Source organism: Streptomyces sp. NBC_00210, from assembly GCF_045160975.1.
In the GTDB taxonomy this organism is placed as follows: Bacteria; Actinomycetota; Actinomycetes; order Streptomycetales; family Streptomycetaceae; genus Streptomyces.
The window spans coordinates 803,630-823,529 of sequence record NZ_CP108120.1; the positions used below are offsets into that span (position 1 = coordinate 803,630).

The 19,900-nt window shown below is 70.9% G+C and carries 21 protein-coding genes; 6 read left to right on the forward strand and 15 right to left on the reverse strand.

All coding sequences use genetic code 11. The features are described 5' to 3' along the window. Positions 1–7: 7 nt before the first annotated feature. From OG729_RS03650 to tdh, 3 genes are read right to left on the reverse strand one after another with little or no spacing between them, the layout of a single operon-like run. Positions 8–922 (reverse strand): LysR family transcriptional regulator, encoded by a 915-nt coding sequence (locus OG729_RS03650; protein ID WP_360865170.1) that lies wholly within the window; start codon positions 920–922, stop codon positions 8–10. Next, complete coding sequence (locus tag OG729_RS03655; RefSeq protein WP_360865173.1) at positions 919–2,100, reverse strand: glycine C-acetyltransferase; 1,182 nt, start codon at positions 2,098–2,100, stop codon at positions 919–921. The genes OG729_RS03650 and OG729_RS03655 overlap by 4 nt, the downstream gene beginning before the upstream one ends. A gap of 48 nt (positions 2,101–2,148) precedes the next feature. Then, positions 2,149–3,177, reverse strand: a complete 1,029-nt coding sequence (gene tdh, locus OG729_RS03660; protein WP_360865176.1) for an L-threonine 3-dehydrogenase — start codon at positions 3,175–3,177, stop codon at positions 2,149–2,151. A gap of 348 nt (positions 3,178–3,525) precedes the next feature. Between tdh and OG729_RS03665 the strand changes: the two genes are divergently transcribed. Continuing rightward, complete coding sequence (locus OG729_RS03665; protein WP_405804246.1) at positions 3,526–3,873, forward strand: SH3 domain-containing protein; 348 nt, start codon at positions 3,526–3,528, stop codon at positions 3,871–3,873. On the opposite strand, the gene OG729_RS03670 is transcribed toward OG729_RS03665, so the two are convergent. From OG729_RS03670 to OG729_RS03690, 5 genes are all read right to left on the reverse strand, one after another. Next, a complete protein-coding gene (locus OG729_RS03670) occupies positions 3,827–4,234 on the reverse strand; it encodes a membrane dipeptidase (RefSeq protein WP_405811035.1) in 408 nt (135 codons plus the stop codon). The genes OG729_RS03665 and OG729_RS03670 overlap by 47 nt on opposite strands. Next, complete coding sequence (locus OG729_RS03675; RefSeq protein WP_405804248.1) at positions 4,138–4,659, reverse strand: two-component system response regulator; 522 nt, start codon at positions 4,657–4,659, stop codon at positions 4,138–4,140. Before OG729_RS03675 ends, OG729_RS03670 begins: the two co-directional genes overlap by 97 nt. 222 nt (positions 4,660–4,881) lie before the next feature. Beyond that, positions 4,882–5,889: a DUF6397 family protein gene (locus OG729_RS03680; RefSeq protein WP_405804249.1), complete on the reverse strand. Its 1,008-nt coding sequence runs from the start codon at positions 5,887–5,889 to the stop codon at positions 4,882–4,884. Between the two features lie 135 nt (positions 5,890–6,024). Continuing rightward, entirely contained in the window at positions 6,025–6,429 is a 405-nt protein-coding gene (locus OG729_RS03685) for a roadblock/LC7 domain-containing protein (protein ID WP_360865190.1), read from the reverse strand. Positions 6,430–6,512: 83 nt separating this feature from the next. Further along, positions 6,513–7,118 carry a GTP-binding protein gene (locus OG729_RS03690; protein ID WP_405804251.1) on the reverse strand — a complete coding sequence of 202 codons (606 nt, stop codon included), beginning with the start codon at positions 7,116–7,118 and terminating at the stop codon, positions 6,513–6,515. 341 nt (positions 7,119–7,459) lie between these two features. On the opposite strand from OG729_RS03690, the gene OG729_RS03695 reads away from it, so the two are divergent. Beyond that, positions 7,460–8,056, forward strand: a complete 597-nt coding sequence (locus OG729_RS03695; protein WP_405804252.1) for a GNAT family N-acetyltransferase — start codon at positions 7,460–7,462, stop codon at positions 8,054–8,056. Between the two features lie 47 nt (positions 8,057–8,103). Here the strand turns inward: OG729_RS03695 and OG729_RS03700 are convergent, their stop codons facing one another. From OG729_RS03700 to OG729_RS03715, 4 genes are all read right to left on the reverse strand, one after another. Then, positions 8,104–8,520, reverse strand: coding sequence for a DUF742 domain-containing protein (locus tag OG729_RS03700; RefSeq protein WP_405811037.1), 417 nt, complete (start codon positions 8,518–8,520; stop codon positions 8,104–8,106). 61 nt (positions 8,521–8,581) lie between these two features. Further along, positions 8,582–9,004, reverse strand: a complete 423-nt coding sequence (locus tag OG729_RS03705; RefSeq protein ID WP_360865198.1) for a roadblock/LC7 domain-containing protein — start codon at positions 9,002–9,004, stop codon at positions 8,582–8,584. Continuing rightward, complete coding sequence (locus OG729_RS03710) at positions 9,001–11,547, reverse strand: nitrate- and nitrite sensing domain-containing protein (protein ID WP_405804254.1); 2,547 nt, start codon at positions 11,545–11,547, stop codon at positions 9,001–9,003. Before OG729_RS03710 ends, OG729_RS03705 begins: the two co-directional genes overlap by 4 nt. A gap of 47 nt (positions 11,548–11,594) precedes the next feature. Next, positions 11,595–12,416: an MHYT domain-containing protein gene (locus OG729_RS03715; protein WP_405804255.1), complete on the reverse strand. Its 822-nt coding sequence runs from the start codon at positions 12,414–12,416 to the stop codon at positions 11,595–11,597. 151 nt (positions 12,417–12,567) lie between these two features. On the opposite strand from OG729_RS03715, the gene OG729_RS03720 reads away from it, so the two are divergent. After that, entirely contained in the window at positions 12,568–13,197 is a 630-nt protein-coding gene (locus OG729_RS03720) for a class I SAM-dependent methyltransferase (protein ID WP_405804257.1), read from the forward strand. Between the two features lie 6 nt (positions 13,198–13,203). Here the strand turns inward: OG729_RS03720 and OG729_RS03725 are convergent, their stop codons facing one another. After that, positions 13,204–13,962 (reverse strand): alpha/beta fold hydrolase, encoded by a 759-nt coding sequence (locus tag OG729_RS03725; RefSeq protein ID WP_405804258.1) that lies wholly within the window; start codon positions 13,960–13,962, stop codon positions 13,204–13,206. A gap of 117 nt (positions 13,963–14,079) precedes the next feature. On the opposite strand from OG729_RS03725, the gene OG729_RS03730 reads away from it, so the two are divergent. The 3 genes from OG729_RS03730 (at position 14,080) to OG729_RS03740 (ending at position 16,058) form a co-directional block, all read left to right on the forward strand. Continuing rightward, positions 14,080–14,610 carry a PadR family transcriptional regulator gene (locus OG729_RS03730; protein WP_405804260.1) on the forward strand — a complete coding sequence of 177 codons (531 nt, stop codon included), beginning with the start codon at positions 14,080–14,082 and terminating at the stop codon, positions 14,608–14,610. 104 nt (positions 14,611–14,714) lie between these two features. Next, a complete protein-coding gene (locus tag OG729_RS03735; protein WP_405804261.1) occupies positions 14,715–15,011 on the forward strand; it encodes a hypothetical protein in 297 nt (98 codons plus the stop codon). A gap of 243 nt (positions 15,012–15,254) precedes the next feature. Further along, complete coding sequence (locus OG729_RS03740; protein ID WP_405804262.1) at positions 15,255–16,058, forward strand: hypothetical protein; 804 nt, start codon at positions 15,255–15,257, stop codon at positions 16,056–16,058. Between the two features lie 20 nt (positions 16,059–16,078). Here OG729_RS03740 and OG729_RS03745 read toward each other — a convergent pair whose 3' ends face one another. Both OG729_RS03745 and OG729_RS03750 read right to left on the reverse strand, forming a co-directional pair. After that, positions 16,079–19,438, reverse strand: coding sequence for a hypothetical protein (locus OG729_RS03745; RefSeq protein ID WP_405804263.1), 3,360 nt, complete (start codon positions 19,436–19,438; stop codon positions 16,079–16,081). Positions 19,439–19,644: 206 nt separating this feature from the next. Further along, positions 19,645–19,827 carry a hypothetical protein gene (locus OG729_RS03750; RefSeq protein WP_360865215.1) on the reverse strand — a complete coding sequence of 61 codons (183 nt, stop codon included), beginning with the start codon at positions 19,825–19,827 and terminating at the stop codon, positions 19,645–19,647. Positions 19,828–19,900 lie beyond the last annotated feature (73 nt).

The following is a 19,900-nucleotide window of genomic DNA, read 5'->3' on the forward strand; positions in this document are numbered from 1 at the left end:
GTCGTGATCAGTCGGTGGAGAGTCCGGCGGCGGAGTCCGCCAGTGCGTCGAGCACCGGCCGGATCAGCGGGTGCGCCTGGGCTCCGCTGCGTACGGCGGCGAAAACTCGGCGGGTCGCGGCCGGGCCCGCCACCGGCCGTACGACGGTGTCCTTCAGCTCCATCCCGCGCAGCGCCGAGCGCGGCACCAGCGCGACCCCCGCGCCGGCCCCGGCCAGGGCGACCACGGCGCGGAAGTCGTCGGACAAGTGCATCAAGCGGGGCTGGAAACCCGCGAGTTCACAGGCGAGAAGGACCATGTCGTGGCACGGGTTGCCGGGATACGGACCGATCCAGTCGCTGTCCGCGAGCTCGGCCAGCTCGACGCGTTCGGCCAGGCCGAGGGGGTGGTCGGCGTGCAACACGGCGTCGAAGGGCTCCGCGTACAGCGGCACGCGGGCGAGGCGCCGGTCGTCCTCGCGGGGCGCGCCCCGGTACTCGACCGCGACGGCCAGATCCGCCTCGCCGTCGAGCACCAGCGGCAGGCTCTCGTCGCCCTCGGCGTCCCGTACGCGTACCCGGATGTCCGGGTGTTTGACCGCGAGAACCCCGATGGCGGGGGCGACGACCTCCGCGATGCCGGTGGCGAAAGCCGCGACCGTGACCTCGCCGGCCGCGCCGCCCGCATAGGCCGCGAGCTCTGCCTCCGCCCGCTCCAGCTGGGCGAGCACGGCATGGGTGTGGGCCAGCAGGATCTCCCCCGCAGCCGTCAGCCGCACCCCCTTGCCGCTGCGGATCAGCAGGGCGTGGCCGGTCTCCTGCTCGAGCGCGTTGAGCTGCTGGGAGACCGCCGAGGGGGTGAGATACAGCGCGGAAGCCGCGGCGGTCACCGTACGGTGGTCCGCCACGGCCCGCAGAATACGCAGCCGCCGGGGGTCGATCACCCCGCCATTGTCGCTCGTGCGTCGACAAACGCCGCCACGGCCCGCTCCACGTCCTCGGTGGAGTGCGCGGCGGAGAGCTGGACCCGGATCCGGGCCTGGCCCATCGGGACGACGGGGTACGAGAAGCCGATCACGTACACACCGCGCTCCAGCAGGAGCTCGGCCATCCGCCCGGCCTCGGCCGCGTCGCCGATCATGACGGGAGCGATGGGGTGGTTGCCGGGCAGGATCTCGAAGCCTGCCTCGGTCATCTTCGTACGGAACAGAGCAGTGTTCGCGTTCAGTCGCTCGCGCAGGTCTCCGGCCGACTCCAGCAGGTCGAGAACCTTGAGGGAGGCGGCGGCGATCACCGGGGCGAGGGAGTTGGAGAAGAGGTACGGGCGAGAGCGCTGGCGCAGCAGGGCGACGATCTCGGCGCGGGCCGCGACATAGCCGCCGGAGGCGCCGCCGAGCGCCTTGCCGAGGGTGCCGGTGATGATGTCGACACGGTCCATGACGCCGTGCAGCTCGGGGGTGCCGCGGCCGCCGGGGCCGACGAAGCCGACGGCGTGCGAGTCGTCGACCATGACCATCGCGTCGTAGCGGTCGGCGAGGTCGCAGATCTCGGCGAGGGGAGCGACGTAGCCGTCCATGGAGAAGACGCCGTCGGTGACGATGAGGCGGCGGCGGGCGTCCTGGGTCTCCTTGAGCTGCTGCTCCAGGTCGGCGAGGTCGCGGTTGGCGTAGCGGTGGCGGCGGGCCTTGGACAGCCGGATGCCGTCGATGATGCTGGCGTGGTTGAGCGCGTCCGAGATGACCGCGTCTTCGGGGCCGAGGATGGTCTCGAAGACGCCGCCGTTGGCGTCGAAGCAGGAGGAGTAGAGGATCGTGTCCTCCTGGCCGAGGAAGGCGGACAGGCGCGCCTCGAGCTCCTTGTGGACGTCCTGGGTGCCGCAGATGAAGCGGACCGAGGCCATGCCGTAGCCCCAGCGGTCCAGTGCTTCCTTGGCAGCGGCGACAACCTCGGGGTGGTCGGCGAGACCGAGGTAGTTGTTCGCGCAGAAGTTGAGCACATCGCCCGTGGCGACGGAGACGGAAGCGCTCTGCGGGGTGCCGATGACCCGCTCGGGCTTGTAGAGACCGGCGGCACGGATCTCGTCGAGGGTGTTGCGCAGGTCGTCGCGGACGGACGCGTACATGGTGGGGCTCCTTACGAAAAGCTCGGACGAGAGGCTCGGACGAGAGGCTCAGACGGTCCAGTCGAGGATGATCTTGCCGCTGCGCGCGGTGGCGGCCTCGTCGAAGGCGGCGTCGAAGTCCTGGTAGCCATAGCTGCCGGTGATCACCGGGCTGAGGTCGAGGCCGCCTTCGAGCAGGACGGTCATCGCGTACCAGGTCTCGAACATCTCGCGGCCGTAGATGCCCTTGACCGTGATCATCGATGTGACGATCTTCGACCAGTCGACGGCGAACTCCTCGGCGGGCAGGCCCAGCATGGCGATGCGGCCGCCATGCGTCATGTTGTCGACCATGTCGCGCATGGCCTCGGGGCGGCCGGACATCTCCAGGCCGATGTCGAAGCCCTCCTTGAGGCCGAGCTGCCGCTGCGCCTCGGCGATGTCGCTCTCGGCGACGTTCAGCGCGAGCGTGGCGCCGGCCTTGCGGGCGATCTCCAGGCGGGACTCGCTGACATCGGTGATCACGACATTGCGCGCCCCCGCGTGCCGGGCGACGGCCGCGGCCATGATGCCGATCGGGCCCGCGCCGGTGATCAGTACGTCCTCGCCGACCAGCGGGAAGGAGAGCGCGGTGTGCACCGCGTTGCCGAACGGGTCGAAGATCGCGGCGATGTCGAGGTCCACCTGCGTTCGGTGCACCCACACATTGGACGCGGGCAGCGCCACATACTCGGCGAACGCTCCGTCCCGGCCTACGCCGAGGCCGATGGTGCTGCGGCAGAGATGACGGCGGCCGGCCAGACAGTTGCGGCACTTGCCGCAGACCAGATGGCCCTCGCCGCTCACTACATCGCCGACCTGGATGTCCTGGACGTCAGCGCCGACGGCGGCGACCTCTCCGACGAACTCGTGGCCGAGCACGCGGGGCGTGCTGACGGCCTGCTGGGCCCAGCCGTCCCAGGATCTGATGTGCAGATCCGTGCCGCAGATCCCGGTGCGCAGCACCTTGATCAGCACATCGCCGGGGCCGGTCTGCGGCTCGGGCACATCCATGAGCCACAGCCCGGGCTCGGCATGCTGCTTGACAAGTGCCTTCATCGGGGCGGCTCCAGGCGTCGTGGTGGGGGCCGAGGCCAGGCGGCTCGACAGCTCCGGTCATCGGACCTGGACCAATCTGCCCAGCCGTGACTGCAGAGTCCATCGAGGATTTCTTAAGCAGGCCAACAGCCCAGCTTCATGCGGGCCGGGCAGGGCAGGCGCGCCGACCGGGATTTTCGGGAGGGAGTGACACCCGGAAGCACCAACACGTTGTACGGCGAACGGGGTGGCCGCCGCTCGCGCTGCGCGGAGCTCCGCTCACCCTTCAACGCTCATCGAAATGATTGCGAGGTGATCTGCCGCTTCGCGATGCTCGAACTCGTTCACCGACGGAAGGACAGGAACACCATGGTGAAGAGGACCAAGGCGATGGCTTCGATCGCTGTCGGCCCGCTCTGTGTCGGACTGCTGATGACCGGTGCGGCCACTGCCCAGGCGTCCGCCCTGGGGCTGCCCTATGGCGTCACTCCGTACGAGAACGTCAACGTCCGTGCCGAAGCGACGACCGCGAGCGCCATCGTGGGCCATGTGAAGGCCGGCGATCCCCGTGGGGCCTCGTGCTGGAAGCACGGCCAGCTGATCAAGGACAACGGTTACTCCAACGACATCTGGGTGCGGCTGGCCGAAGGCTATGTCAGCGCCGTCTACCTCAAGGGCGACGAGCGCGGCGGCCTGCCGGCCTCTGCCGAGTGCTGACCCCGGCACACCGCACGGCGGATTGCGCCTGATCCGGCGGGCCCCTCGCAGCCTTGGATGCCGCATCGCGCCATCCATGGCTGGCGAGTCCGGGCAGCACCCAGTCGAAGTCGTGACCGTCCTCGCAGCAGGTCGGGGTGATGTCGGCATTGACCTCCTGGATGAGATCGGGCCCGAGGCCCACATGACCGGCCCCCGCGACCTCGGTGATGTGCCGGATGTGGTCGACCACTCGGTCCAGGCGCCAGGCCCGTGCCGCTGCCGTCAGTCGATGCGCCGGATGCTCCGGGCACGGCCTCCCTTGCCTCCCGGCTGACGCGGTACCCGTGCGTCGACGAGATTCGGCAGGTCGGTCGCGGATGCGTCGGCTCTGCGGTCGGTCAGGGCGCTGAGCTGTGCACGCAGGCCCTGGTTCTCGATGTACAGCTCGGCGAGCGCCCTGACTTTCGTACGCACGACCCATGGGTCGACCGGCTTGACCAGAAAGTCGGAGACCCCCAGTCCGTACGCACGGGCGGCCAGGTCGTCGTCCCTGCCGAGGCCGGTCATCAGCACGACCGGCAGATTCCGGGTGTGGTCAAGGCGCTTGAGATAGGCGAGCACCTCCAGGCCGTCCATCTGCGGCATCACGACATCGAGGATCACCACCGCGATACCGCCGCGCAGGACGGTCTTCAGCGCCTCGTCCCCGCTGTGCGCCCGTACCACCGGGTGCCCCACGGGCCGTAACAGACTCTCGATCGCGAAGAGATTGTCCTCGCGGTCGTCCACCACCAGGATCTTCAAGGCACAACCCCCATTTGTGCCTCCCTCGACAGTCGGCCACATCAGCGAACGCCGCACGATGCGGCAAAGGCGGCCCCGTCCGTGTCTCCGGCTCCCGCGGGGCTTCGGGTCGTAGGGGCAGTATGAAGCCTCGGGGCGCCTCGAGCACCAGGCGCGAATGCGCCCCTGTTGTCCGGGAACTGAACCGGGCGCTCGGTAACCGCTTCTGTCGGACCATCAGCCTCACAAGCCCCGCAGTGAAGAGGTGAACTCCGTTGACTTCCCGTCAGACCGGAACCGCAGCCGCCGGGTCTGACAACGCTCCGCCGATGCGCGCAGCCGCCTGAGCAGGCCTAGCCTGCGCAGAGGGGGAGGCGGCGCCACCGGCTCAGGTACGACTTCGGATCTGAGCCCCGGCGCCTTTGCGCCCGGACGTGGTGCGGGTCGCAGCGCGCGCGCCCGGCGCAGCGCGTCCGCCAGGTTGACCCGGTGCCAGAGGATCTCGTCCGGATGGTCCGCCAGGAGCAGCCGACCCACCACCTCTCCGGCGGCGGGCGTCTGAGGGCGGCCGGGGGCCAGTTCGGGCCTGAGCACTCGCAGGTACGAGCGCTCGTAGGGATCGGCCGTCACCTCGGCCACCGTGACCGGGTCGAGGACGGACGCGATCACCGCGGCCCGCTCCCAAGGGTCCTGGGTGGCGCGCAGCAGCAGTCCCAGCCGTCTGCCCCGCCAGTTGCGTGCCCGCCTGTCCTCACCTGCATCCAGCATCGTCCGCAGTGCGGGTGGGGTCCGGCCGGCGAGGAGGGCAGGATGAGCGAGCGCGAAATCGCTGAGCTCTTCTGCCAGATAGAGCCAGACGACCGCGCGGTAGCGGTTCAGATAGAACCGGATCGGCGTGAAATGGCCGGTGCGGGCGAGCCGGGTGAAGCGCGCCGAAGTGATCGAGATCAGCCGAGCGCCCTCCACCGTGCCCACGGTGCGCACTCGCTCCCTCAGAGCGTCGGGAAATCCTTCCGCCCCGCGCAGCCGGTCGACCTCTCGTTGGTCGACTCGCGGCGGGCCACCGCTCGCGCCGGGCGTGGTCCGGACATGCCCCAACTGGACAGCGAGATCCAGCTCGCCCCGCTTGAGCTCCAGCGCCTGAGCCGCCCGGCCCAGCGCGAGACTGCGGACTTCCGGACTGTGCGCCGACTCGCCCGTCGTTGCCGGGCTGAGCACCAGGCCGGGCGTCATTGCTTCCGTCACCTTCATGTCGGTCAGGTCCCCCGTGAGTTGTGAATACTCTCGGTGACGACGGTAGCCCGACCCGGTGACTTCTCGCCCGGCCTGTGGATAACCCCCGGACCGGGCTCAGGACCGGACGCCGCCCTGCCGAAATCCCGCAGCTCAGCTGTCAGTTCCGCCCGGCTGCCTGGCCGCAACGCCCAGATGCTCGCCGACCCGGTTGACCATCAGCGTCATCTCGTACGCGACCTGGCCCACATCGGCCTCGGCCGCGCTCAGTACACACAGGCAGCTTCCCTCGCCGGCCGCCGTGACAAAGAGCAGCGCATCGTCGAACTCGACCATGGTCTGGCGCGCCTTGCCCGCACGGAAATGCCGGCCGGACCCACGGGCGAGGGAGTGCAGCCCGGAGGAAACCGCGGCGAGATGTTCCGCGTCCTCCCGCGCCAGCCCCGTGCTCGCCCCCGTCACCAGCCCGTCGTTGGACAGCACCAAGGCATGCCGTATGTACTCGATCCGCTTCGTCAGGTCGTCCAGCAGCCAGTCAAGTCCCTTGTCCAACGGCATGGTCGGTCCTCCCCGCTCGTACGTTCCCCGTGGCCCCGTTTTCCGTAAGCCTTTCGTACGCGGGACGACAGGGCAAGGTGCCGCTAGCCCACCGAATCCAGCAGCCGAGCCGTGTGCATCCGTCCGGCATATTCGACCAGACGTACGAGCACCTCTTTTCCCGAGTCGCGGTCCCGTGCGTCGCACAGCACAACAGGTGTCCCACGTTCCAGATCGAGGGCACGTGATACTTCGTGCGCGCCGTAAGTGCGCGCGCCGGAGAAGCAGTTGACCGCGACGACGAACGGGATCCGGCGGTGCTCGAAATAGTCGACAGCGGGAAAACAGTCCACGAGGCGCCGGGTGTCGGCGAGGACGACGGCCCCGAGAGCCCCCTGTGAAAGCTCGTCCCACAGAAACCAGAAGCGGTCCTGTCCAGGAGTGCCGAAGAGATAGAGGGAGAGCCCCGAGCGGATGGTGATGCGGCCGAAGTCCATGGCGACGGTCGTCGTGGTCCTCTCGTCGACTCCCCCGGTGTCGTCGACCGCACGGCCCACCTGGCTGAGCTGTTCCTCCGTACGCAGCGGCCGTATTTCACTGACCGCACCGACCAGGGTGGTCTTGCCGACGCCGAAGCCGCCGGCGACGAGTATTTTCAGCGCGAGGTCGGTGGTCTCCCCACCAGTGCTTTGAGAGCTCTCGGAAGCCATCGGTCACTTCTCTCGGGAGTGAGCCTCAAGATATCCATCCGCTATTGAAACCGCAGGTCAGAACCATCTTTGAGGTCTCGAGGTCAGCAAATTCTCAGTGTTGGTCCATGCCAGTACGCAAGTCAGCATGGCAAGGGCGGCCCTTCCCCGCGGGAAGGGATCGTATTTAGATCCTTCTGACTGTTCCGTTGCCCATTCGAAGACCATTTCTGTAGCCAAATCGATCCACCTCGCCGGCGCCGGCAGCCATCTCGCCGACCGGGATGGCCACCTCGCCGCACCTCGCCGGCCGGGCGCATATTGGCTGGCGGGCGCAGCCGACGGTGTCCGAGGATCGGGTCATGCCCTACTTCCTGGAGACCGACCGGCTGGCGCTGCGGCCCGTCGCCGAGGCGGACACGGACCAGCTGCTCGCCCTCGACAACGACCCCAAGGTCATGCGCTTCATCAACGGAGGCCGGCCCACCACACCTGAGGCGATCCGCGCCGACTCCCTGCCACGGTTCCTCCATCACTATCCGTGCCTCGACAACCGCGGCTTCTGGGCCGCCGAGGAGCGGACGACCGGCAGTTTCCTGGGTTGGTTCGTCTTCCGGCCGCTCGAGGACCACAGTGCGGCTCTGGTCGAACTGGGCTACCGGCTCGGCCGGGCCGCCTGGGGCCGCGGCTATGCGACGGAGGGAGCACACGCCCTGCTCCGCAAGGGGTTCACGGAACTCGGCGTGCAGCGCGTCACCGCGAACACCATGACCGTCAACGCCCGTTCGCGGCGCGTGATGGAAAAGGTGGGACTGCGCTACGTGCGGACCTTCTTCGACGAGTGGCCGGAGACGATCGAAGGCTCCGAGCTCGGCGATGTCGAGTACTCCCTCACCAGGTCCGCCTGGGAGGCGAAACAGACGAAGCAGGTGACGCGGACGCACCGGCAGACCGGCTGAGACCTCGCCGCGCGGACGTCGCCGACAACACGACGCGCCGCCGGTCGCTACAACGCCCTCAGCCCATCGATCACCTCCCTGAGGATCCTCTCGTCGGGCAACTGGGCGGGCGGCACGGGACGTCTGACCGTGACATGGCCCGCTTCCAGCAGATCGCCGAGCAGCACCCGTACGACACCGACCGGCAGATCGGCGTCGGCCGCGAGTTCGGCGACGGACTGGGTCTCGCAGCGGCACAGGCTGAGCAGTGCGCGGTGTTCGGGGCCCAGCAGGGACTCCTCGGCGACGCCGGGTGCGTCGGCGGCGATGTCGACGAGCGCAATGAGATCGAACCGTACGTTGCCGGGTCCCGGCTTGGTCCGCCCGCCGGTCATCGCGTACGGGCGCACGAGGGGTCCGGCTTCGGCGTCGTACCACTGACTGCCCGGGCTGCCCCGGCCGCCCGGGCTGTCGCCGCTGCCCATGCCGTCTGTCCCGTCGGCCGTGTCCCGTGCGTCGGCTCTGTCTGAACCGTCGGTCATGTCGTCACGTCGCGGTGAGGCGCGCCGGGGTCCGCAGATGCTCGCCGACACGCTTGACGAGGCGGGCCATCTCATAGGCGATCAGGCCTATGTCGGCGATGACGGACGTGAGTACGGCAAGGCAGGAGCCGTCGCCCGCGGCCGCCACGAAGAGGAAGCCGTCGTCCATCTCGACCATGGTCTGGCGCACCCCACCGGCGTGGAAGTGACGGCCGGCCCCCTTGGCAAGGCTGTGGAACCCCGAGGCGACGGCCGCCAGATGCTCGGCGTCCTCGCGGGTCAGCGCCTTCGACGCGCCCACCGGCAGGCCGTCGCCGGACAGCACGACCACGTGCCGTACCTCGCCGACGCGCAGGACGAGGTCGTCCAGCAGCCAGTCGAGGTCGCCGAAGGTATGGCGGGCTGCGGCTGACTCGTACTCGGTCATGCTCTGTCTCCTTCACTGCCGGGGATGGCCTTGCCCGGCGCGGCGCCGCCGCCCCTGGTCCAGCCCTTGCGGTACGCCGTCATGCGGTCCCGCACCTGTTCCGGGGTGCGTTCCGGGGTGTCCTCGGCGGCTGCCCCGTGGTCTTCCGGCTCCTCGGCCAAGGGCTCCGCGCGCAGCTGCGGGACGAGGTGTGTCTGCCTGACCCTGCGCGGGAGTTCGCCGTTCTCGGTCTGTGGCGGGGCGCCGCGCAGGCGCAGGGCGGTGACCCCCGGCGGTGTGGTGGGGAGCTGAGGCTGCGCTGCGAGCACCGGGCGGCGGGCCGGTGCCGGGACGGATGTGCCGTGGGTGCGTGGAGCCGACCGGGGCGGCGCGGTCGACGCCTCGTCCCCCGGGTGGTGAGCGCCCGGGTCATGGGCGCCCGGGGCGTGACCTGCGGCGGAGCCCGCCGGGGCCGTGAGGGCGCCCTGCAGCAGTGCGGTCGGCAGCAGCACCACCGCGGTCGTGCCGCCGTACGGTGACGTACGCAGATTGACCTTGATCTCGCGGCGGAAGGCGAGTCGGCTGACGACGAAGAGGCCGAGCCGGTCGCTGTCAAAGAGATCCAGGGCCTCGGACTCCGCCAGCTTGCGGTTGGCCTCGTCGAGGGCGTCCCTGCCCATGCCGAGTCCGCGGTCCTCGATCTCCAGGGCGTAGCCGTTCCCGACGGGCTCGCCGCTGACGCGCACCTTGGTGTGCGGCGGGGAGAACTGGGCGGCGTTCTCGACCAGTTCGGCCAGCAGATGGGTGACGTCGGCGACCGCGGCGCCCACAACGGCCGCCTCGGGCAGTTGCCGCACCTCCACGCGCGCGTAGTCCTCGATTTCCGAGACGGCGGCTCGTACCACGCTGGTCAGTGGCACGGGCATGCGCCATGCGCGCCCGGGCGCGGCGCCCGACAGGATGATCAGGCTCTCGGCGTGCCGCCGCATACGGGTGGTGAGGTGGTCGAGCCGGAAGAGGTCGCCGAGCTCGTTCGGGTCGTCGGCTCGGCGCTCCATGGTGTCGAGCAGGGTGAGCTGGCGGTGGACCAGGATCTGGCTGCGGCGGGCGAGGTTGACGAAGACGCCCGAGATGCTGCCGGCGAGTTCGGCCCGTTCGACCGCGGCGCTCAGCGCTGCCCGGTGGACTGTTCCGAGGGCCTCGCCGACCTGGCCGATCTCGTCCTCCGCGGGAGGTCCGGGCGGAGCCTCGGCCTGGATGTCGATCTCCTCCCCGGTGCGCAGCCTGCGCATGGCCTGCGGCAGTTGCTGCCGGGCGATCCTGAGTGCGCTGTTGCGCAGGCTGATCAGTTCGACGACGAGGCCGCGGCCGATGCGTACGGAGATCACCAACGAGGCGGCGACCGCGGCGAGTCCGAGCAGTACGGCAGCGCCGGCCGGGGTGAGGAGGCCGTCCGCGACGGGGTCGGCTCGGTCGGCGGCGCTGCGGCGAGCGTCCGTCTCGATGGCACGCATCCCGTCGTCGACGGCCGTGTGTGCCTTGTCCCAGACGGCGGCCGGGACGATCTGGGCGGCCTTGCGGCCGGCGGGGGCGGTGAGCACCTTGTCCTCGGCCGTTCGCAGTTGCCGGTAGGCGCGCTGCGTGGCGAGTTCGCGCCAGGCCGTGCGCTCGGGGCCGCGCAGATCGGCGACGGTCGATTCGGTGAGGCTCCTGCGGGTCGAAACGGCTCCGGTGAACAGCCGCAGACGCTCGGCGGCAAGGGAGTTGCTGAGCTGCGCCGAGCCGAGCAGGGCGTCCTCACGGGCGAGCATTTCGCCGGCCCGGGCGAACTCCAGCAGGACGCGGGCGTCGGAGCCGGGTCCGGCGTCCTGGATGCCGGTCAGCGCCCCGATGACGCCGAAGGCCGCGTGGACAACGGCGTTGTACTGCTCGTACGTCGTGTCCCAGGCGGCGTTGTGGCCGAGCACGGCGGTGCGCAGGGTGCGCAGTTGCTCCGCGCGGGTGACGAACTGGTCGAGACGCCCCGCCACGCCCGCCGGGATGCCGTCGTCCGCGGCGACGGTTGTCCTGTCGTCGATGCGGAGCTTTTTGATGGCCTCTTGTGTTCTTCGGGCCTCCTGCTGGAGTGCGGAAGCGCGTTCGTCGGAGGGGGCCGCCACCTGGCGTACGGCCGCGCGCCGTTCGGCCTGCAGGGCCGTGACTGCGGCGGCGACGGGTTCGCGGATCTGCGTTTCGACGCGCTGCAGCTGGCGCAGCCTTGACACTTCCTGGGCGGTGCTGACCGTGGCGTATCCCCACAGCGCGAGCAGCGAGACAACGGGTACCATCAGCAGCGAGATGATCTTCGCTCGTACGGTTCTGGGGCGCGGCAGCCATCGTCCGCGTACGACGGCGGGGTGCGGCATCTCGTACTCCGGCGGCTGCTGTCCCGTGTGTTCGAGTGCGGGCGGTCCGGCGTGCGCGCGTCGTCCGCGGGCTGTCGGCGCGGGAGCGGGCGGCGGGGCGGGCGGCGGCGGGGACGGCGGTGCGGGGTCGGCGCCCGGGGTCCTGCGGGGTGTGCGCATGGCCTCCTCGTTCCGGTTTCTGGGCTGGCCTGCGGCAGCCGGTCCGGCTAGGCGGTGGCAGTGGTGGCGGGCTTCGCGGGTCCGGTCGCAGGGGGCTGGGCCGGGACGGCATCGGACGGCCGCTCGGCCGAGGTGTACGCGGCGCGCTCGTGCGCCGTCGGGGAGAGCGCGACGAACGCGGAGGTGACGAAGAGGTACGACCCGAGGCCGACGGCGAGGGGGAAGATGAACTGCATCGCCGTGGCCCCGGGCAGCTCGCCTCCGGCGGGGTCGACCCGCACGCTGACCGCGAGCATTCCGGTGTAGTGCATGCTGCTGACCGCGGCGCCCATGACGAGCGAGGCGACGGCTACCGCGATCGGCGACTTGATGTTGAGCGCCGCCCACAGAGCCGCGGTTGCCGCGACCACGGCGATGACCACGGAGAGCACGACGAGCAGCGGGTCGTAGCGCACCGAGCCGTGCAGCCGCAGGGCGGCCATGCCGAGATAGTGCATGCTGGCGACGCCGAGCCCGGTGGTGAGCCCGCCGACCAGGAGTGATCTGACGCGGTCACGGCCGAAGCCGACGCAGAACACTCCCGCGCCGACGACCAGCATGGCGACGAGCAGGCTGAGGATGGTCAGCGGCACGTCGTAGCGGATGTCGGTGCCGCGCACGGCGAAGCCGAGCATCGCGACGAAGTGCATCGTCCAGATGCCGGTGCCGATCGCCGATGCGGCGGTGATCAGCCAGTTGCGGCGGGATCGGCCGCTCGCGCCCAGCGCGCGCACGGTACAGCGCAGTCCGAGGGCGGCGCCGATGACGGCCATCGCGTACGACAGCACAGGTGTCAGCAAACCGAAGGCGGCGTGGTCCAGATGTCCCATGGCTCCGGGACGGTAGACCCGTGGGGGGCGCACGATCGGGGCGCATTTCGAAAGGTGATGGAATATGACAGAGAGATGTTTCTGAACGATCGTGCCGCGCTCGAACGTGTGCACCGTGCGGTCGGCCGAGGTGCTGGGGGATCATGTCCCCATGCCCGACAACCACACCACCGGCGACCACACCACCGACGACCACACGCATGTGCAGGAATTCTTCGGCGCCCGGGCGGCCGACTGGGACAGGCGCTTCCCCGACGACGGTCCGGCCTACGCCGCGGCCGTCGCCGAGCTGAAGCTGCGCCCCGGTGACTCCGTGCTCGACGCGGGCTGCGGCACCGGCCGCGCCCTGCCGCCCCTGCGCTCCGCCGTGGGACCGCGGGGGACCGTCATCGGGGTGGATCTCACTCCCGAGATGCTGACCGAGGCGCTGTGTGCGGGGCGTGGGGAGAGCGGGCAGCTGGTGCTCGCGGATGTGGCCCGGCTGCCGCTGCGGGCCGAGTCACTGGACGCCGTGTTCGCCGCAGGTCTGATCGCCCATCTGCCCGAACCGGGAGAGAATCTACGGGAGTTGGCGCGGGTGGTCCGGCCGGGCGGACAGCTGGCGCTGTTCCATCCCATCGGCAGGGCGGCCCTCGCCGCCCGCCAGGGCCGTCGGATCACCGAGGACGATCTGCGCGCCGAGCCCAACCTCCGCTCCCTGCTGGCCGGTTCGGGCTGGCGGATGGTCTCGTACGTGGACGAGGACGCCCGCTTCCTCGCACTGGCCGTCCGCCGGGACTGAGCCCCCTCAGGGCCGGCCGGCCACGGCCCGTACGAAGTCGGCGGGGTTGTCGAACATGACGTTGTGACCGGCGTCCGGGACCGTCACCACCCGCACGCCGGAGGCCACCAGCTCGTCGTGGCCCGGAAGTTCACCGCTGAGTGCGCCCTGGAGATAGGTGCGCTGGACGGGCAGCTCCATCAGCATCCGCCGCATCGTGGGCCGCGTACCGAGGAAAAGACCCATGGCGCTGCGATGGAGAGCGAGCGGGTCCGCCAGCCGCATGGTCGCCGACCAGCCGGGCCCGACCCGCTCCAGCACACGCGCGAAGCCGCCGCCGTCGACGAACTCCTTCTCGCTGTACGAGGCGATCCCGCTGCTGCCCGCCTTCACCGGCGGGTTCGGATCGAGGTTGGCCTCCGTGACGACCAGCCGGGACACCAGATCCGGGCGGCGGTGGGCCAGCACGATGGCGACCGCGCCGCCCATGCTGTGCCCGACGATCTCGCCACCGCGGACCCCTGCTTCGTCGAGTGCGGCGGCAAGCGCGGACGCGTGGTCCTCCAGCGAGTAGCCGAAGTCCGCCGGACGGTCGCTGAGGCCGTGCCCGGGCAGATCGACAAAGAGCGTGCGGCGGCCGGCCAGTTCGGGGCGTGCGGCGATATGCGCGTGGTACGCCGCTGAGGCCGCGCCGAGCCCGTGTACGTACACCCTCGGCGGGCCGTCACCCGCTGCCTCCGTCCAGCGAATGAGGCTGCCCTGCGCGTCGAATCGTGCGTGTCGCACTGTCGCTCCCCCTGCTTGTCGATGCTCTCTTCGGTTCGATCCCTGCCTGTCGCAGCATACATCGCCACCGAGGTATTACGGACACGATGTACACCGTTGATGCGGCAGAATGCAGACATGCTCGAGCTCGCGATCCTCGGTTTCCTGTACGACACCCCGCTGCACGGCTACGAACTGCGCAAACGCATCACCGCCCTGACCGGGCACGTACGGCCGGTCGCCGAGAGCACGCTGTACCCCGCGATCAAGCGACTGGAGAAGGCGGGCCTGCTGGCGCGCGAGACCATGCCCGGGGCGGTCGCCGCGCCCCGTCATGTCCTCAGCCTCACCGACGAGGGACGGACGGAGCTGTTGCGCCGGCTCGCCGAGCCTGCACAGGGTGAGATCACCGACGAGAACCGGTGGTTCACACTGCTCGCGTTCCTGCGCCACCTGCAGGACGGCGAGGCCCAGGCCTGCGTACTGCGGCGACGGCTGGCCTTCCTGGAGGAGCCCGCCAGCTTCTTCTACGACGGCGAACGGCCGCTGCGGGCCGAGGATCTTGACGACCCCTTCCGTCGCGGCATCCTCACCATCGCCCGCGCCACCAGCGAGGCGGAGCTGACCTGGCTGCGCGCCACGATCCGCTCGCTCGGCGGCGACCGCTGACGCAGCGAGCCGTTTCCCCTTCCGTCGCCGTAGGTCCAACTCCGTTCGAGGATGCAAGACTTGGAAGATCGGCGGCGACCGCCGCCTGGGGAAAGGTGGTCCGGGTGTTCAGCAGACTCCGCAGGCTCCGCAAGTTCCTCGCACACCGCCCCGCGGACGCGCCGCCCGTCCGGCCACCCGCGCGGCAGCACAACATCTTCGAGGCCGCGGCGGTCTATGTGTCGGGGTGCGCGGAGGACGATCAGGAACAGATCGACGAGGCCGCGACCTGGGTGTCCCCGGAGGCGCTGTCCTTCGGGATCAGCGAACTGGCCTGCCGCGCGGTCATAGCCCTCGCCCGCGAGCGGGACGAGTCGCCGCAGTCGGTGGCGCGTAGTCTCCTCGGCCTGCCCGCCGCTTGACATCGGTCAGGGACAGGTCGTCCCGGGCGAGCGCCTGGGCCGGGCTCAGTCCGTGCGCTCGGCGTAGGCGAGCGGCTGCGCGGCAGGGCCGGGCAGACGAAGTGGTGACGGACTGCGGGTATCGCGAGATGCCAGGACCCCGGTGCGGCAAGGGCCGAATCATTTTCGCCACCGCCAGCCCTCGACGACCGGGTTACCCACTGGTTATGGTGCGCCGACGAACGATCGGATGGGGAGGGTGACGTGGCCGGGACGGACGACGCCGTCGACGATGACGCGCTGTATGTGCTGACCGCGGTGCTGCTGACGCCCGCGCAGTTCCCGAGCGTGCTCGGCGACGACTTCCCGGCCGCCTGCGCGGCGCTGGGTCTGGAGCCGTACGCCCAGGGGTACGGCCTCGTGCTCGGGCAGGACTCCGACGGTGCGCGCTGGACGGTGGCGATCGACGATGTGTCGCTCGTTGCCGTCGCCATCGCGTCCTGGGACTGCGGGATGGAGTACGAGCTGTCCCCCAGCGAACGCACGGTGGTCGCCGCGCTCCCCGGCTGGCCGCTGCCCGTCGCGGTCTCCGCGCCCGGTGTGCCCGCGCCGCACGATCCGGCGCCCGAGGAGGGCGACCGGCCGCCGCTGGCGCCGCCCGGCACCGAGGAGTGGGGGCCCGCGCAGCGCCGTCTCGGGGCGGACGAGATCGCACTCCTGTGGGCGGAGTGGCGCCAGCAGATCGGCGACGACGAGGCATCGGCCTCGCCGGACACCCCCGAGGGCGAGCGCAAGGCAGCGCACGAAGGCGTACAGCGGGCGCTCAAGGAAGCGCGCGGCTATGTGGATTCGCCCCCGCCGGTTGGGCGGGTCCGTTCCAGCTTCGCGCCCGGCGGCGCCCGCACCCTGCGCGCCGACGGTCCCGGCTGGTCCATGGTCGCCAGGACCGACGACATCGCCTTTGTGCTGCTGGACGAGGAGCCGCGCGAGGTGCTGCCGGTGGGCCGCGGGCCGCAGCTGCCCGCGCTGCTCGATGCGCTCGACAAGATGGCGGTGCGCCCGGCCTGAGCCGCCTAGGCCGGGGCCCCTCAGGGTTTCGGCGCCGGTCCCGTCAGCAGCGCTGCCAGCACCGTATCCGGATCCGGATGGGCGCGCAGCGCCTCGGCCTCCCCCAGCCATGGCTCCTGCCACGACGTGGTGTGGCCGATACGGTTCACGAGATGGAGGGCGCAGCGGCCCGCCGCCGGTGTGCCGCGTTCCCGCAGCCACCGGACGAAGCCCAGCAGCGCCCCGGGGTCGTTGTCGAGTGCGAAGGTGTGATCGTCGTCCAGGGGCAGCCGCTCGGGCCGGTCCTCGATCAGCCTCAGCAGCCGCTCCCGCAGCGCCGGCGCCGGATCTCCGTTCCGTACGGACGCGAGTGCGGCTGCCCAGAGCAGGCGCGCGGAACGGGCGAACAACCCTGCCTCCTCCAGGATCTCGGCCACTGGATCGGCGAGTGGCAGTGGATCCGAGGCCGCCGGAAACCGGCAGAGCGCGGCGGCACAACCGTCAAGACGCCGTAGCGCCCACGCTCTGGTGTGCGGCTTCTCGTCACGGGTCCGCGCCAGCAGGGTGCGGAGGACCTCGAGAAGGGGCCCGCTCGCCCGCTCGTCTCCGCCCTGCCTGGCCAGATGCGCGACGCCCAACGTCCACACGCAGTCGCTGTGCACGGGCGCCAGAACGGTCGCCGCCAGGGCCGTGTACGCGGTCTTCCGGTCTGCGGCCGACCAGCTGTGCAGGGCCGAGCACACGGCGCGCGCGAGCTCCTCGTCGTCCTCCCCGCAGACGTCGAGGAGATTTGCGAGGAACCGGGTGTACGCGGCGTGCGCCTCGCGCGGGACGGCATCGGACCTCGCCGTGATCACCACATCCCTGACGGCCGGTTCCCGCACGTGGTCCCACAGCCGCTGCACGACGTCCTCGTCGTCGATCGCCCGTAGCAGCGTCCCCGCCATCGCGGCCCGTACGTCCCGGTGCTGTCGCGGCAGGTCCCAGCCCGCCAGCAGCGCCGCGAAGGCTTGGCCGCCGCGGATCGCGCCCAGCGCCCTGGCCACTTCCTTGCGAGTGCCGACCGGGGCGGTCGGCTCCAGCAGGAGGGGAGCGAGCAGGGCGACCGGTTCCCCGTCGGGCAGTGTGTCGAGCAGTCGGCGTACGGAAGCCATGGCGGCGCGGCCGCGTGCGCCACCTGTGCCTGCGTGCCGCAGCAGCACCGGCAGCAGGTCCGTGCGCCCGGTCTCGCCCAGTGCCCCGAGGGCAGCCGCCGACACCGGCTGGGGTGCCTCGTCGGCGAGGGCGAGGAGCAGATCCGGGTCGCGGAGCGCGGCGGCGGCATCCGTCCGGGTGCGCACCGGCGCCCATGTGTCTGCCGCGATCCCTGCCGCCTTGGCGTACCAGGCACGGCGCTGCGAAGGAAGCCAGCGGCCGGTCGTGCCGGGGCGGATCCGAGGTGCCCAGGGTGTGGGCCGTGGCCGGGTCCTGCCCCGCAGTCCCTCCTCACCTGCGGCGGCGAGGGCGCCGTCGAGCAGATCGGTGCGACGCTCCACGAGGGTGTGCAGCACGGCGGGGACGTCGGCGAACGACGGGTCCAGGCGCAGCAGTTCGGCACAGCGGCTCTCGCGCGAGCCGGCCGGGGCGATCCATGCGGCCGCCGCCCTCGCGGCCATGTCCGGATCGGCGTGCTCCTCTGCCGTGCACCGCACCAGTGCGTCGAATGCAGGCAGTTCGGCGAGATGCGGGGCGAGCAGCTCCGCCAGCGGCATGAAGTACTCCGCGCGCGAACGCTGTTCGTCCGTCACGGCGGACCAGGTCTCCCGGGCCGCTTCCGTGTTCAGGCGCAGTGGTACGGGTCCGCCCGTGCGCCGGGGATCGTTGAGTACGTCGCACAGCAGCCGGGCCGTGTACGCGGCCCGGGCGTTCTCGCCGCGCACCGCAGCCGCCTCGGCGGTGCGGCGCAGCCAGCACTCCAGGGCTGCGAGCGTCCGCTCGGTGGTGTCGCGCGACTGGACGGTGGTGAGCGTCGCGTCGCGCAGTACGCCTTCCGCCACCGCGGTCAGCAACCGTGGCGGGGCCCCGGCCAGCTGCTCCAGCGCGAAGCGCCGTACATCGTTCTGATCGTGCCAGGCACGTTCGCAGGAGGCGACGATCCGGGCGTACTCCTGTGGGTCTCCGTGCAGTTCGGCGCAGGCGAGCAGCGCGGGCCAGGCGTGGATGCGGTGGTGCACCCGGTGCTGTTCGGCCTGCTCGCGCAGGATGGGTTCGGCATGGTCGAGGGGCAGGGCGACGGCGTAGCGAGTGACGCTCCTCGGGCTCTCACCGGCGCGCCGCAGCTGAGCGGCGACGAGTTCGATCCGGTCCTCGGTCGCGAGGGCGGCGAGCGACGGCTGGAGGGTGGGCAGGCCGGTCCGCCCGTTGATGCGGGCTTCGACGATCCGGCGGCGTTCGCCCCGCGGCAGCAGGACGAGCAGCGGGTCGCGGGTCGGCCCCTGTCGTCCCAGGCGGTGGGCGCGCGGTCTGTATGCGCAGCAGCGGGTGGCGAGCTCGACGAGATCGTCCGGCGGCAGGGTGCGGACGGCACGCAGGACAGCGCGCGGCAGCGGACCGGCCGCGAGCCTCAGGCATTCGTCCGCGGCGGTGCGCCGTCGAAGGATGTCGAGTACGTCGGCGGGGCGGCGGAGCAGGCTGACCGCGGCCCGGGGGCTGATCAGTTCGGGGGCCCGTTCGAGCAGCAGCAGTCCGGCTGCCGGGTCGCGTTCGGCGACGGCTTCCGTGAGGTGCCTGGTGGCGCGCGGCGAGCTCCCGGGCTGGGCTCCCCGCCCGCTCGCGTGCCCGTGGGCGAGGTGTTCCGCCACGGCCATCGGGGCGGTGCGGGCGAGCGTGCCGAGGACTCCGGACGGGGGCTCACAGGCGGGGAGCCACTGTGCGACCGTCGGCGGTGAGCATGCGGTGAGCAGGTACGCCGCCTCCTGACAGCCGTGCCGTTCGTGCACGCGCGCGACGAGAGAGTCGGCGAGGTCGGTGCGGCGGCTGAGCCTGAGGACCCGGTACGTCTCCTGGCGTACGGCTCTGACCTCGCTCAACGCGAGCTCGGCCAGGGCCTGTTCAGGGACCGGAAGCCGGATCGCCGCCGAGAGCGCACGGCGGCGCAGCAGCGGATCGGCGAGGGCGGCGGCCACCGCTTCGAGATCGCGGCGGGCGACTGCGAGGAAGAGCGCCGTGTGACGCTGGTCCGGGTCGCCTGCGTCCAGTGCGCGCTTGAGTGCGGCATAGGCGTCCGGGGCGAGAGCCCGTGCGTAGCGCGCAAGGGCGCTGGAGCGGGCGGGGAAGGGCAGTGCGTCGAAGTGAGCCGTCAGCCACGCCGGAGTGAGCGGCTCGGGCTGGGGCGGGGTCTGGTGTGTTCGGGGTCCGGCCATCAGCGATCACCGAGAGATCGCGAGGCCCCCCTTCCAGTCATCATGCGCGTCATGGTCACAGCAGAAGGATCACGCGTGCAACAGATTTACCGCCCGCGGATCGTCCGCGGGCGCTGTGTCGTTCAGTGCCGTGCCTTGTAGTGCCGTGCCGTACCGTGCCGGTGATCGACTTCGGCGCCACCCCGGCACGGCCCTCGAGCTGCAGGTCAGCGGCCGATCTCCTTGCGGGAGACACGGCGCAGCCTGCGGCGCTGGCTGGGGTCCAGCATGAAATACGCCACCGCCGGCACTCCGACGACCACCAGCAGCGACAGCCAGAATCCGATCAACGGCATCAGGAGCAGGCCTACGGCCACTCCCCCTATGACGAGTTTCGTACGTGTCGACATTTCGACGCCTCCTCCGCGGCCTGGGCCGCTCCTGCTGTGAGAACGTGCGCGCACGTTCCACGGTTCCACTATG